Below are 12,929 nucleotides of genomic sequence, written 5' to 3' on the forward strand. Positions count from 1 at the left end.
ACATGGACAATCTCGCGCTGCCGACGATCGGCGCCACCCTGCTCGCCGGTGTGCTCGCCGTCGCGGGCACCCACGCCTACTCCTCCGGAAGGGCGCAGCACCGGGAACTGGTCGACCGGCTCTCGCACAGTGGACAACCCGGGCCGGCCGGACGCCGCCGCCGGTTCGCCGGGATCGACCGGAGGGTGCGCAGGACCGGGGCCGGCCGCAGGATCGAGCTGAAGCTCGCCGCCACCGGACTCGACCTGACCCCGGGCGAGTTCCTCGTCCACATGGCGGTGGCGGTGGCCGGACTGTGGCTGCTGGCGTCCTCCGTCCTGGCCCCGTTCTTCGGCCCGGTCGCCGGGCTCGTCGGCCTCTGGAGCGCCAACGCCTTCCTCACCTGGCAGCGCAACCGGCGGATCGAGGCGTTCATCGCCCAACTGCCCGAACTCTCCCGCGTCCTGGCCAACGCCACCCGCGCCGGACTCGCCCTGCGGACCGCGCTGAGCATGGCGGCCGAGGAGATGGACGCCCCCGCCGGCGACGAGATCGGCAGGGTCGCCGCCCAACTCGCCGTCGGCCACTCCATCGAGGACGCCCTCAACGAACTCGCCGAACGCCTGCCCTCACGCGAACTGGTCGTCCTGGTCACCACCCTGGTGCTCGCCAACCGGGCCGGCGGCGCGGTCGTCAGCTCCCTGCAGAACCTCACCCGCACCCTGGAGGAGCGCAAGGAGACCCGGCGCGAGGTGCGCACCCAGCTCTCCCAGGTGAACGTCACCGCCTACACCGTCCCGGCCATCGGGCTGGGCTCCATGCTGCTGATCGACACCATCGAACCCGGCGCCCTGGACCGGGTCACCGGCAGCTTCGCCGGCCAGGTCGCCGTGGTCGTCTCGATGGCCCTGTACGTCCTGGGATTCGTCGCCATCCGCCGCATCTCCAGGATCGACGTCTGAGGCGACGGGAGAGGGAAGGGAGGACAGGACATGGGACTGCTGCTCGCGCTCGCCCTCGGGCTCAGCGTGTACGGGATCTTCGCCGGTGTCCGCATGTACCGCAGCGAGACCAGGCTCCCCGGCGACCTCGCCATCGCCCTGGAGGTCGGCTCCACCCGCACCGGAGCCGTCGGATCGGCCGTGGACCGGCTCGGCATGCGCTGGGCCCCGACGGTGCTGCGGCTGATGGGGCCGGAGCGCGTGGACCGCAAGCGCCGCCGGATCAGCATGGCCGGCAACCCCGGCGGTCTCACCATCGACCGGTACGCCGCCCGCCGCGCCGTCTACGGCCTCCTGGGGTTCTTCGGCGCGCTGGTGATGCTGGCCGACGGGCAGCCGCTCGCCGCCGTGCTGCTGGTCGCCTTCGGACTCTTCTGGGCGGAGGTGGGACTGTGGGTCGCCGTCCGCCGGCGCAAGGAGGACATCGAGCGGACCCTGCCGGACTTCCTGGACGTCCTCGCGGTCGTCGTCAGCGCCGGACTCGGCTTCCGACAGGCCCTGGAGCGGGTGGCCGAACGGTACGAGGGTCCGTGGGCCGACGAACTGCGCATCACCCTGCGCCAGATGGACATGGGCGTCAGCCGTCGTCAGGCCTTCGACGAGCTGCGCCGGCGCAACGACTCCGAGCAGGTGGCGATGTTCGTCACCACCCTCCAGCAGGGGGAGGAGCTGGGCGCGCCGATCGTCGAGACCCTGATCTCCATCGCGAACGACATGCGGCGCGCCGACGCGCAGAACGCCCGGCGCAGGGCGGCCAAGGCGATCCCCAAGGCCACCATGGTCGTCACCACCTTCATGGTGCCCGCCACGATCATCCTGATGGGCGCGGGGCTGCTGCTCGGCTCGGGGACCGACTTCGGCTCCTTCACCGGGGAGTAGCGGGGAGCAGTGGGGCCGGTCGCACGGCGACCGGCCCCGGGCCGGCGGGCGAGGGAGGCGGGCGAGGACGTTGGGGGTCGGTTTTCGGCCAACCGATCCCGGCCGTGTGCGGAACGGTGGCGAGTGGGGGCCATGTCCCCCCCGGACGGCCTGTCGGTGCGCTCCCCGGCCCTGTGACGGCGTACGCGTCGGACCTCCCGGGCGTCTCGCCGTAACCGAACGCAACCGCACACGCGGGGACCGGGCATTTCCCTCATCGACACCCAACCAGCCGAATCCCCAAGGGATTACAGCCGGTCTCGAATGTGTCGCGGGATTCGCCGGCATCTTCGCAGCAGCAATTTTTTGTGGCACAGTCGGTAGGGTTCCGAAGGTGCCGGACGTGGCGGTCCGGCACGAGTGGCAGGGAGGCGCAGGTGACGGAACCCATCGTCTCGGGCACGTCCGGCCGGCGTGCCGCGCCCACCCGCGTCACCAGCGAGAAGACCACCGGAAACCGCGCCGACCACGGCCTCACCGGCCACGGTGCGACGGGGAGCGGTCCGTCCGCGGACGCGCGAGGGGTGTCCGACAGGGCGCCCGTGCGTCGGACCCGAACTCCCGGTCCCTGGGACGGGTCGGGTGAACCCGCGTACGTTTCTCATGTCGCCGATGCGACCGGATCCACGAGGACCGGTGACGGGGAAGGCATCAGAGACACAGAATCGTATGTGTCGGCCGGTGGAGGGCCGGCCGAACCCGGAGGGGAACACCGTGAGCGACAAACTGCTGAAGGCCGCCGTCAACACCCAAGCCCGTCTGCGCGGTTGGCGGAACACCACGGTGGAGGCCGTGCGACGCCGCGCGGACGAGGGCCAGTCCGCGGTCGAGTACATGGGCATCATCGTGGTGGTCGTGGCGATCATCATTGTTCTGCTCAACACCAACTTCGGCGACACGATCTCGGGGGAGATCAGCGAGCAGATCGAGAACATCACCTCCAGGTGACACGTGAGGACCGCGATGCCGGGCAGGCCTTCCCCCTCTACGTGACGGCGGTGGCGGGCCTGCTCTTCCTCGCGTTCGCGCTCTTCGCGGTGGGGATGGCCTCGGCGAGCCGCAACGACGCCCAGGGGGCGGCGGACGCCGCCGCGCTGGCCGCGGCCCAGGATGCCAGGGACGGTCTGCGGGACGACCTCCTGGCGCTCTTCGACCCGGACGCCTGGGAGGATCTGCTGGAGGGCGACCTGCCGAGCGACATCGGAAGCCCCTGCGACGAAGCGGCGGAGTTCGCGCGGAAGAACGACGCCAGACTGACGGGGGGCGGCTGCGATCCGGTGCACTTCCCGGCGGGTTTCAGGGTCGAGGTCGAGAACACCAGGCCGGTGGGGGAGTCCCTGATCCCCGGTACGGAGAACCGGTACGCCAGGGCCACCGCGACGGCCGTCATCGAACCCCTCTGCGGTGTCAGGGAGACGGAGGGAGAGACCGACGAGCCCGGAACGGGTGGGGAAGAGGGTCGGGAGGACGACGAGGAGGCGGAGGAGGAGAAGGAGCACGAGCTGGTCTGCGACGGGATCGACGATCCCATCGAGATCGACCCCGATCGCCTCGGGGACGTCCTTCCCGATCCGGAAGACCTGTTCTCCGTCCGTCTGACGGACCGGTGAGCGAACGACGAGCAGAGGAAGCGCGATTCATGGGCACACGCGAGATCGGGACGCTGACGCGAGGCGCCGTCGCCGTGGCGACGGCGGCGACGCTGGCCTTCACCCTGACTGCGTGCGGCGGGGGAGACGACAAGGAACCGGAGACCACTTCCTCCTCGCAGGCGACCGGTGACGGCGGGGAGGAGAGAGGGGGCGGCGACAACTCCGAGGGCGGTGCGGAGGAGAACACCGAAGTCCTGGCGACGATCAACGGCGCCGACGGAGTGAATGTCGTTGTGAACTCCGCCGTGCGGGACCAGGGCGGTTTCCTCACGGTCAAGGGGAAGATCGAGAACACCAGCGACAAGACCTATGTGTTCCGTAACTGGGCCGCAGGCGATCTGGATTTCACCGGCAAGGGTGCCTCCGTCGCCGGCATGACGCTCGTCGACAAGAAGGGGAAGAAGCGCTACTACCTTCTTCGGGACACCGACAACAACTGCCTGTGCACGATGTTCCCCGGTGGTCTGGGAGCCGGTAAGACGGCGGACTTCTTCGCCCAGTTCCCCGCGCCCCCCGCGGACACCACCGAGGTCGACCTCCAGGTTCCCACCATGAGCAGCGCGACCATCCGGATCACCGACAAGTGAGGGGCGCGCAGAGATGATCGACCGACCGCGCACCCCCACCGCGCGCCGTACCGTGGCCGTGGGCGCCGGCGCTCTGCTGGCCGTCTCCGTCCTGACGGTGACGGCGACGGGCGCCGCACACGCCGATCCCGGCCCCAGCGCGCCCTCGGACTTCATCCCCTCCCCGCCTCCACCGGTGGAGGTGGACCAGAACGCGCCCGGGCTGATGATGAAGGACGGGGCGACCCTCAAGGAGCCCAAGGTCCTCGACATCCGCTCCATCGTCGAGGAACAGGGCGGTGCCGAGAGGCGCGAGGACTCCAACACTCAGACCAAGTTCACGCTCCAGGCCGAGGTCCTCTTCGACAAGGACAGCGCCCGGTTGAACGGCGAGGCGTACGCGCGCATCGAGGACATCGCCGAGGAGATCGACAAACAGGGCGCCGCGGAGGTCAACGTCTTCGGCTTCACCGACAACCTCGGCTCCTACGAGCACGGCACCAAGCTCTCCAAGGAGCGTGCCGAGGCCGTCCACGGACAGTTGATGAAGAAGCTCTCCTCCGACGTCACCTTCCACATCCGCGGCTACAGCGAGGACTATCCGATCGCCGACAACTCCACGGAGGAGGGGCGCAAGAAGAACCGTCGCGTCGAGGTCTCCTTCCCCCGTGGCGGGTGACGGGTCACCGGCCCCGTCGGCGGTTTTCCCACCCGTCGAGCGGACCTCGACCGTCAGACCTCGACCGTGACCCGCGCCCCCGGCCGCAGCCCCCAGCCGGCCATGGCGCCCGCCGCCGCCTCCAGGACGTGGCGGGCGCGCGGTCGGGGGGCGCCCAGGCGGCCGGGCGGCATCGTCCGCACGCTCAGCACCCTCAGCTCGCGATCCAGGTGGGCGACGTCGATGGCGAAGCGCATCCGGAAGGTGTGCACGCTGCTCGCGGGGGTGAGCAGCAGCGCCCCGTCGATGCCGTCGCGCCCCAGCAGCCCTCGCGTTCGGGTACGGGAGGACGCGGCGATCTCCAGCGGGACGCCGGACGCGCCACCCACGACGTGCAGTGTTCCCCTGCCGTCCCGCCACCGGCCCATGGCATCCCTCCCGGCTCCACAAGCCGTTCTACCAGACGCCCCGGGACCGGGTTGTCCACAGCAGAACCGGGGCCCGTGCCCCGCGCGTTCGACGCCCGTACGCTCACGGAGTGCGTTCCGCCCTGCCCGCCCTGGTCCTGATCGCCCTCGCGGCCGCCTACGGCGCCGCCGCCGGGCTGCTGGTGCCCCGCGCCGCCTATCGGTTGGCCGTTCCGTACGGGGGGCCGTGGCGCGCCGAGTGCCCCGGCGGCCACGCGCTGCCGGGATGGGTGGGTCTTGCCCGGTGTGGGGAGTGCGCGGAGCACCGGGGCGGAACGGGGGGCGGTGGCGGGGCGTACGGGCCGAGCGCCATGGTGTCGGCCACGGTCACGGCGGTGGTGTGCGCGCTGCTCGCCACGGCCGTCGGGGGGCGGCCGGAGCTGGGGGTGTGGTTGCTGGCGGCGCCGTTCGCGGTGCTGCTGGCCGTCGTGGACGGTGCCGTCCACCGGTTGCCGGACGTCGTGACGCTGCCGCTGAGCGCTGCCTGTGTCGTCCTGCTCGGCCTCGCCGCGTTGCTGCCCGGCGCGGGCGGTAGCTGGACCGGGGCGCTGCTGGGCGGGGCGGCGCTGGGCGGGTTCTACTCCGTGCTGTTCCTGGTCAACCCGCGTGGCATGGGCCTCGGCGACGTCAAGCTGGCGTTTCCGCTGGGGGTCGCCCTTGGGTGGTACGGCTGGGGAGCGCTCCTGGTCGGTTCCTTCGTGGGCCTGGTGCTGGGCGCGGTGTACGGGATGTCGCTGGTCGTGATGGGGAGGGCGGGCCGGAAGGACGCCATCCCGTTCGGGCCGTTCATGTCGGCGGGAGCCCTGGCGGGGCTGCTGTTGGGAGGAGCGGTCGGGTGAACCGGACTGTCGTTGCGCGCCGCGGGTCGTCCCAGGGGCTATGGTGGAAGTCCCCCCCTCGGGCCGGTCCGTACCCCCCCCACGGACCGGCCCGCTTCGTTCACGCGGCCCCTCCCACGGCCTCTCCCACGGCCCCCACCTGCTCCTTCCGGCCGTCGGAGTGCCCGAGCGCGGGATCGGGCGGGCGCGGGAGCGGGCGGGGGTGCCTCAACTCTCGCTGCTGAGGGCCCACAGGTTCGCGCCGGGCGTCGTGACGGCGTGGGTGTCGATCAGGGCCAGCTCCTCCGGCGTCGGCTCCGGTGCCCGCAGCGCCGCCACGTTGGACTCCAACTGCGCCACGCTGCTCGCGCCGATCAACGCCGATGTCATCCGCGGGTCCCGCAACACCCAGCTCAGCGCGAGTTGTGCCAGGGTCTGACCGCGGCGCTCGGCGATGGCGGCCAGACCGCGCAGCCGGCCCACCACCTCCTCCGTGAGCAGAGCCGGGTCCAGGGAGGTGCCCCGGGCGGCGCGGGAGTCCTCCGGGACGCCGTTCAGGTACTTGCCGGTGAGCAGGCCCTGCGCCAGTGGGGCGAAGGCGATGCAGCCCATGCCCTCCTCCTCCAACGTGTCCAGCAGGCCGTCGTCCTCGATCCACCGGTTGATCATCGAGTAGGACGGTTGGTGGATCAGCGGCCGCACCCCCATGCCGCGCAGGATCCGCGCCGCCTCGCGGGTGCGGCGCGCGCTGTAGGAGGAGACGCCCACGTACCGGGCCTTGCCCTGGTGGACGGCGGACGCCAGGGCGCCCATCGTCTCCTCCAGCGGGGTCTCGGGGTCGAAGCGGTGCGAGTAGAAGACGTCGACGTACTCCAGACCCATCCGGCGCAGCGAGGCGTCCAGCGAGGAGAGCAGGTACTTGCGCGAGCCCCATTCGCCGTACGGCCCCGGGTGCATGAGGTAGCCCGCCTTGGTGGAGACGACCAGCTCGTCGCGGTACCGACGGAAGTCCTCGGCGAGGATCCGGCCGAAGTTCTCCTCCGCGGAGCCGGGGGGCGGGCCGTAGTTGTTGGCCAGGTCGAAGTGGGTGACGCCCAGGTCGAAGGCGCGGCGCAGGATCGCGCGCTGGGTCTCCAGCGGTCGGTCGCCGCCGAAGTTGTGCCACAGGCCCAGCGAGATCTCCGGGAGCCTCAGTCCACTGCGGCCGGTGCGGCGGTACCGCATGGTGTCGTAGCGGGTCTCGGCGGCGCGGTAGGCGGGTGCGTCGTTCATGGGTTCCTGCATAGCACCGTTCTTTATCGCCGTTCTGTGACGTTCCCGGTTCGTGCGTCCGTACGGATGCGCAGTAAGGTTCCTATGGCCTGTCCGGCCGGGTCTTCACCGGCCACGATCCCCCCTGTCCCGAGCCGGGCCCCACGGGCCGAGTCCGGGGTCCGGCGCCCACAAGGGGCCCGCGCATTCCACAGCGACGTGTCGTCCCGCCTCGCCGTCGGCGGGTGGTGGAGGCGTTCTCGGGAGCCGGGAGAGGGAGTGACCGGGGACCGACCGGACAGAACTGGTGCTCGGGCCGGCATGGAGGGCTGACAAACCGATGCTGCAATCTTCCCGGGGACGGACCCGGTATCCCCGGTGGCTGCGCCGGCTGGTCTACAGGCTCTACGCCCATCGGGTGGAGGGCCGGCTGGACCACGACCAGGTGCCCAAGCACATCGGCGTCATCCTCGACGGCAACCGTCGCTGGGCACGGGCCTCCGGCGGTACCACCGAGCAGGGGCACCAGGCCGGGGCGGAGAAGATCCGCGAGCTGCTGGGCTGGTGCGCCGAGACGGAGGTCGAGGTCGTCACCCTGTGGCTGCTGTCCACCGACAACCTCAACCGCCCCCCGGAGGAGCTCCGTCCGCTGCTGGGCATCATCGAGGACGCCGTGCGGGACCTGGCCGCGGACGGGCGCTGGCGTGTGCACCACGTGGGCACGCCGGACCTGTTGCCGGACCACACCCAGCGGGTGCTGAAGGAGGCCGAGGAGGTCACCCGGGGCAACACGGGGATACTCGTCAACGTCGCCGTCGGCTACGGCGGGCGGCAGGAGATCGTGGACGCGGTGCGCTCCCTGTTGGCCGAGCGGGCGGCGCGGGGCATGACGCTGGAGCGCCTGGCGGAGGAGCTCGAGGTCGAGGACATCGCCGAGCACCTGTACACCCGGGGACAGCCCGATCCCGACCTGGTGATCCGCACCAGCGGGGAGCAGCGGCTGTCGGGGTTCATGCTCTGGCAGAGCGCCCACTCCGAGTACCACTTCTGCGACGTGTTCTGGCCGGCGTTCCGGAAGGTGGACTTCCTGCGCGCGTTGCGGGACTACGCGGCCCGGCACCGTCGCTACGGCACCTGACCTACCGGCGTCCGGACGTCTCGGGCGCCGTTTCCGGCGGCTTCCCGGGCCGGCCCGCGCTCCCTTTCCACGCCGGTCACCGACCGTTCGTCGCACGGTTGGCATATGCCGTTGCATGGTGACGGCACAGGAAGGGAATACCCCCTCCAGGTCGGCTCCCGGGACCGGGAGGCGGCCCCGGGAGGCCCTTTGCACACCACGGACGACCGTGCGGTCCGCACGGAGGACGCGGAGGGCCGGTGCCCGGCCCCGTGCGGAGGGCCGGGCACCGGCCTCATCCCCGCGACGCCGTCGCACCCCGAACTCTTCCGAGGGGGTACGTCCATCCGTGGTGACCAGTACAAAACGTCGGGACGACCGGCGCACCTACGTCATCGACACCAGCGTCCTGCTCGCCGATCCGACGGCCATGACCCGCTTCGACGAGCACGAGGTCGTGCTCCCGGTGGTCGTGGTCACGGAGTTGGAGGCCAAGCGACACCATCCGGAGCTGGGCTACTTCGCCCGTCAGGCACTGAGACGGTTGGACGAGTACCGCGTACTGCACGGACGGCTGGACGCGCCGATCCCGATCGGCGAGCTGGGCGGCACGCTCAGGGTCGAGCTCAACCACTCCGATCCCGCCGTCCTGCCCTCCACCATGCGCGGCGACCACGGCAGGCCGATCGACAACGACTCCCGCATCCTGGCGGTGGCCAGGAACCTCCAGGCCGAGGGGCATGACGTCACGGTCGTCTCCAAGGACCTGCCGCTGCGCATCAAGGCGTCGTCCGTCGGGCTGCTGGCCGAGGAGTACCGGGCCGAGCTGGCGGTCACCGGGTCCGGCTGGACGGGGATGACCGAGCTGACCCTGGCCGGCGAGGACGTGGACGAGCTGTTCGCCGCCGAGAGCGTGTACGTGCCCGAGGCCGCCAAGCTGCCGGTGCACACCGGCCTCGTGATCCAGTCGGAACGGGGCAGGGCGCTGGGGCGGGTGACGCCCGAGGGGCGGATCGGACTCGTGCGCGGGGACCGCGAGGCGTTCGGCATCCACGGCCGCAGCGCCGAGCAGCGCATAGCCCTGGACCTGTTGCTGGACCCGGAGGTCGGGATCGTCTCCATGGGCGGACGGGCCGGTACCGGAAAGTCGGCGCTGGCGCTGTGCGCGGGGCTGGAGGCGGTGCTGGAGCGGCGGCAGCACCGCAAAGTGATGGTGTTCCGGCCGCTGTACGCGGTCGGCGGCCAGGACCTGGGATATCTGCCGGGAACCGCCGACGAGAAGATGAACCCCTGGGCACAGGCGGTCTTCGACACACTCTCGGCGGTGACGACGCGTGAGGTGATCGAGGAGGTCGTGGCCCGCGGCATGCTGGAGGTGCTGCCGCTCACCCACATCCGCGGCCGCTCCCTGCACGACGCCTTCGTGATCGTCGACGAGGCCCAGTCGCTGGAGCGGAACGTCCTGCTGACGGTGTTGTCGAGGATCGGGCAGAACTCGCGGGTCGTCCTCACCCACGACGTCGCCCAGCGCGACAACCTGCGGGTGGGGCGGTACGACGGAGTGGCCGCGGTGGTGGAGAGGCTCAAGGGCCACCCGTTGTTCGCGCACATCACCCTCACCCGCTCCGAACGGTCGCCGATCGCGGCGCTGGTGACCGAAATGCTGGAGGAGGGCCGGATTTAAACCGGTTGACGGACGACCTCGCGCGGTGAAGCGCAGCAGCCTAGCCGTGCGAGGTCATTCGCGCGCCCTTTTCCTTTTGATCGAATCCCCAAACGCGGTGTGAGCTTTCCCACGTGTCACGGAATTGCATCAGTCGATCCGGTTCCGGCAGGGTGTGGTTCCTGTCAGGCCCCGCATACGGCACACCCGCACCATCCGCACCAACCGGCGCGGTCCACAAGTCAACAGCAGCGCGCCGTATGCCGCCCGAAGTACCACGCGGACCCTCCGGACGGGAGGGGCCGACCGGGCCAGTGCCTCCCGTGACCAGTGCGAGGGAGGCCCGTGTCAGGGGCACGATTGCGCCCGCGGGGTCACCTGAGCGGGCATTGTGGAAGGAAACCGTGTGACTCGGATCTCGGTCCGGGGGTTCGCAGTGGCGTCCGCCACCGCGGTCACCACCGTCGGTGCCGTCGTCGGTGTGGCCTCGGGAGGTGAGCAGGGCACGACCGAACCGGTCGAGGCCACTGCCGCCGACGCGACGCTTCTAGCGGAGATCCCAGAAGGCCAGCAGGCCCAGGCCGCTTCCCTCACACAGCAGGCGGACAACGCCGCCGTCGCCGCGGACGCCGCGGCGAAGAAGGCCGCCGAGGAGGCCGCTCGCAAGCAGGCCGCCGAGGAGGCCAAGGCCAAGAGGGAGGCGGCCGAGAAGGCCGCCAAGGCCGCTCAGGAGGCGAAGGAGCGCGAGGCCCGGCAGCAGGCCGCCAGCCGTTCCGCCGAGCGCGCCGACTTCGGGGTGCAGAGCTCCTACACCGTCGCCGAGGTCAAGGCGATGGCCCAACAGATCGTGGGCGCCGGTCAGTTCCAGTGCTTCTCCAACATCGTGGAGCGTGAGAGCGGTTGGAACTACCGGGCGGAGAACCCCTCCTCGGGCGCGTACGGACTCGTCCAGGCCCTGCCCGCGTCGAAGATGTCCTCGGTGGGAGCCGACTGGCGGACCAACCCCGCCACCCAGATCAAGTGGGGCCTGAACTACATGAACGACAGGTACGGCAGCCCCTGCGGCGCCTGGGAGTACTGGCAGGCCAACCACTGGTACTGAGCCGCCGGTGAGACCGGGAACCCCCCACCCCGCGGGTGGGGGGTTTGGCGTGCCGCCGAAGAAGCAACCCTTTACCCCGGTACCGTCGTCCCCCGATGGGACGACCGGTGTGGTGCGCGCCGCACCGGACCGGGCCGGCCATACTGGGCACGGCCGGCAAACAGGACACAGGGGGGCGAAGGAAGCGGCATGTCGAGGCTTCGGATTCTGAGGGAAGGTGTGTCGCGTGCGGCCGCCCGGTTGACCGAGCGACGGGCGCGTGCCGCGGAGGAGATCGACGACCTCGGGCCGGCCGTGCCGCCCGGGCCTCCGGTGCCTCCGGCCCCGGCCGACCCGGCCGGAGGCACCGGAGGCACCGGAGGCCCGCCCCCGCCCGCGACCATGGTGCCGTGGGGGGTCCGGGTGGCCGCCGAGGTGGGCTGGCGCCTGCTGATCCTGGCCGGTGTCGTCTATGTGCTCATCAAGGTGATCAGCGCGATCAGTCTGGTCGTCCTGGCCTTCACCGTCGGCCTGTTGCTCACCGCGCTGCTCCAGCCGACGGTCGTCCGGTTGAGGAGGTTGGGGATAGGGCGCGGTCTGGCCACCACGATCACGTTCGTCACCGGTGTGGCGATGCTGGGCCTGGTGGGGTGGTTCGCCGTCTGGCAGGTGATGGAGAACCTCGACGACCTCACCAGGCAGGTCCAGGACGGCATCGAGGAGTTGAAGACCTGGCTCCTCAACAGCCCCTTCCATGTCACCGAGGAGCAGATCAACAACATCGCCGACGGTCTGAACGACTGGATCGGCAGCAACAGTCAGGAGATCACCAGCGCGGGCCTGCAGGGCGTGACGGTGGTGGTGGAGTTCCTCTCCGGCGCGGTACTGGCCCTGTTCGTGACGATCTTCCTCCTCTACGACGGCCGGCGGGTGTGGAACTGGACGCTGAACTTCGTGCCCCTGACGGCGCGTGACGCGATCGCGGGTGCCGGGCCGAGGGCCTGGCTGACGCTCACCGGCTATGTGCGCGGCACGGTGATCGTGGCGCTCATCGACGCGGTCTTCATCGGCATCGGCATCTACTTCCTGGACGTCCCGATGGCCGTGCCGCTGGCCGTGTTCATCTTCCTGTTCTCCTTCATCCCGATCGTCGGCGCCTTCGCCTCCGGGACGCTGGCGGTCATCGTCGCGTTCGTGGCCAACGGCGTGGTCTCCGCCCTGCTCGTCCTCGCGGTCGTCCTGGCCGTGCAGCAGTTGGAGGGGCATGTGCTCCAGCCGTTCATCCTCGGCCGACTGGTGCAGGTGCACCCGCTGGGCGTGGTGCTGGCGGTGACCGGCGGCAGCCTGCTGGCGGGCATCCCCGGCGCGGTGACGGCGGTGCCGGTGGTGGCGGTGCTCAACACCGTGGTCTCCTACCTGAAGGCGTACGCGAGGGAGAACGCGCTGCACGGCGGGGTCAAGCCTCCCGGCGCCACCGCCGTGCCGGCGACCGGGTCGGGGCCGTCCGGGCAGGAGCGTCCGACCCCGGGGAACGGGGGGCCCGGAAGCCGTCCGTAGGGCCGGGGCGGTGGGCGTCCGCCGCTCCTCGTCGCTCCCGGGTCCCGCTTCCGGATCCCGATCTCGGGGCCTCGCCGCCCGGCGGGGCCCCGAGGCCTTTCCGGCGGCCGCCGGGCCCGGCCGGGCGGGGATGGCGCGGCGAGGACCGTCGCGATAAAGTGCTATCACTTTGATAGAAGATCGACGAGGAAACGGGGGACC

The 12,929-nt window shown here is 70.9% G+C and carries 13 protein-coding genes; 11 read left to right on the forward strand and 2 right to left on the reverse strand.

Going from position 1 to position 12,929, the window contains the following annotated elements:
* Positions 1-2 precede the first annotated feature (2 nt).
* From F0L17_RS17060 to F0L17_RS17085, 6 genes are all read left to right on the forward strand, one after another.
* Positions 3-941 carry a type II secretion system F family protein gene (locus F0L17_RS17060; RefSeq protein ID WP_155071753.1) on the forward strand — a complete coding sequence of 313 codons (939 nt, stop codon included), beginning with the start codon at positions 3-5 and terminating at the stop codon, positions 939-941.
* A 30-nt stretch (positions 942-971) separates the two neighbouring features.
* Entirely contained in the window at positions 972-1,859 is an 888-nt protein-coding gene (locus F0L17_RS17065) for a DUF5936 domain-containing protein (protein ID WP_155071754.1), read from the forward strand.
* Positions 1,860-2,612: 753 nt separating this feature from the next.
* Positions 2,613-2,846: a hypothetical protein gene (locus F0L17_RS17070; protein ID WP_162466309.1), complete on the forward strand. Its 234-nt coding sequence runs from the start codon at positions 2,613-2,615 to the stop codon at positions 2,844-2,846.
* Positions 2,843-3,508, forward strand: coding sequence for a pilus assembly protein TadG-related protein (locus tag F0L17_RS17075; RefSeq protein WP_162466310.1), 666 nt, complete (start codon positions 2,843-2,845; stop codon positions 3,506-3,508). Before F0L17_RS17070 ends, F0L17_RS17075 begins: the two co-directional genes overlap by 4 nt.
* A gap of 29 nt (positions 3,509-3,537) precedes the next feature.
* Positions 3,538-4,137 carry a hypothetical protein gene (locus tag F0L17_RS17080; RefSeq protein ID WP_155071756.1) on the forward strand — a complete coding sequence of 200 codons (600 nt, stop codon included), beginning with the start codon at positions 3,538-3,540 and terminating at the stop codon, positions 4,135-4,137.
* A gap of 13 nt (positions 4,138-4,150) precedes the next feature.
* The gene (locus F0L17_RS17085) at positions 4,151-4,795 is read left to right on the forward strand and encodes an OmpA family protein (RefSeq protein ID WP_155071757.1); all 645 of its coding nucleotides are present in this window, start codon (positions 4,151-4,153) and stop codon (positions 4,793-4,795) included.
* A 53-nt stretch (positions 4,796-4,848) separates the two neighbouring features.
* Here the strand turns inward: F0L17_RS17085 and F0L17_RS17090 are convergent, their stop codons facing one another.
* Positions 4,849-5,202 (reverse strand): DUF192 domain-containing protein, encoded by a 354-nt coding sequence (locus F0L17_RS17090; protein ID WP_155071758.1) that lies wholly within the window; start codon positions 5,200-5,202, stop codon positions 4,849-4,851.
* Positions 5,203-5,312: 110 nt separating this feature from the next.
* Here F0L17_RS17090 and F0L17_RS17095 point away from each other — a divergent pair, with 110 nt between their 5' ends.
* Positions 5,313-6,080: a prepilin peptidase gene (locus F0L17_RS17095; RefSeq protein ID WP_338018120.1), complete on the forward strand. Its 768-nt coding sequence runs from the start codon at positions 5,313-5,315 to the stop codon at positions 6,078-6,080.
* A 207-nt stretch (positions 6,081-6,287) separates the two neighbouring features.
* Here F0L17_RS17095 and mgrA read toward each other — a convergent pair whose 3' ends face one another.
* Positions 6,288-7,331: an L-glyceraldehyde 3-phosphate reductase gene (gene mgrA, locus F0L17_RS17100; protein ID WP_155071759.1), complete on the reverse strand. Its 1,044-nt coding sequence runs from the start codon at positions 7,329-7,331 to the stop codon at positions 6,288-6,290.
* A gap of 319 nt (positions 7,332-7,650) precedes the next feature.
* On the opposite strand from mgrA, the gene F0L17_RS17105 reads away from it, so the two are divergent.
* From F0L17_RS17105 to F0L17_RS17120, 4 genes are all read left to right on the forward strand, one after another.
* Complete coding sequence (locus tag F0L17_RS17105; protein ID WP_155071760.1) at positions 7,651-8,448, forward strand: isoprenyl transferase; 798 nt, start codon at positions 7,651-7,653, stop codon at positions 8,446-8,448.
* A 328-nt stretch (positions 8,449-8,776) separates the two neighbouring features.
* The gene (locus tag F0L17_RS17110) at positions 8,777-10,111 is read left to right on the forward strand and encodes a PhoH family protein (protein WP_162466311.1); all 1,335 of its coding nucleotides are present in this window, start codon (positions 8,777-8,779) and stop codon (positions 10,109-10,111) included.
* Between the two features lie 385 nt (positions 10,112-10,496).
* Complete coding sequence (locus F0L17_RS17115; protein WP_338018121.1) at positions 10,497-11,192, forward strand: aggregation-promoting factor C-terminal-like domain-containing protein; 696 nt, start codon at positions 10,497-10,499, stop codon at positions 11,190-11,192.
* A 189-nt stretch (positions 11,193-11,381) separates the two neighbouring features.
* Entirely contained in the window at positions 11,382-12,728 is a 1,347-nt protein-coding gene (locus F0L17_RS17120; RefSeq protein WP_155071761.1) for an AI-2E family transporter, read from the forward strand.
* The last annotated feature ends 201 nt before the right edge of the window (positions 12,729-12,929 follow it).

Origin of the sequence: Streptomyces taklimakanensis (genome assembly GCF_009709575.1) — a bacterium.
GTDB lineage: Bacteria > Actinomycetota > Actinomycetes > Streptomycetales > Streptomycetaceae > Streptomyces > Streptomyces taklimakanensis.

Excerpts from the sequence above, each read along its gene's own strand:
- mgrA (WP_155071759.1), bottom strand. The coding sequence starts at position 7,331 with ATGAACGACGCACCCGCCTACCGCGCCGCCGAGACCCGCTACGACACC.
- F0L17_RS17090 (WP_155071758.1), bottom strand. The coding sequence starts at position 5,202 with ATGGGCCGGTGGCGGGACGGCAGGGGAACACTGCACGTCGTGGGTGGC.
- F0L17_RS17080 (WP_155071756.1), top strand. The coding sequence starts at position 3,538 with ATGGGCACACGCGAGATCGGGACGCTGACGCGAGGCGCCGTCGCCGTG.
- F0L17_RS17060 (WP_155071753.1), top strand. The coding sequence starts at position 3 with ATGGACAATCTCGCGCTGCCGACGATCGGCGCCACCCTGCTCGCCGGT.
- F0L17_RS17065 (WP_155071754.1), top strand. The coding sequence starts at position 972 with ATGGGACTGCTGCTCGCGCTCGCCCTCGGGCTCAGCGTGTACGGGATC.
- F0L17_RS17085 (WP_155071757.1), top strand. The coding sequence starts at position 4,151 with ATGATCGACCGACCGCGCACCCCCACCGCGCGCCGTACCGTGGCCGTG.
- F0L17_RS17120 (WP_155071761.1), top strand. The coding sequence starts at position 11,382 with ATGTCGAGGCTTCGGATTCTGAGGGAAGGTGTGTCGCGTGCGGCCGCC.
- F0L17_RS17105 (WP_155071760.1), top strand. The coding sequence starts at position 7,651 with ATGCTGCAATCTTCCCGGGGACGGACCCGGTATCCCCGGTGGCTGCGC.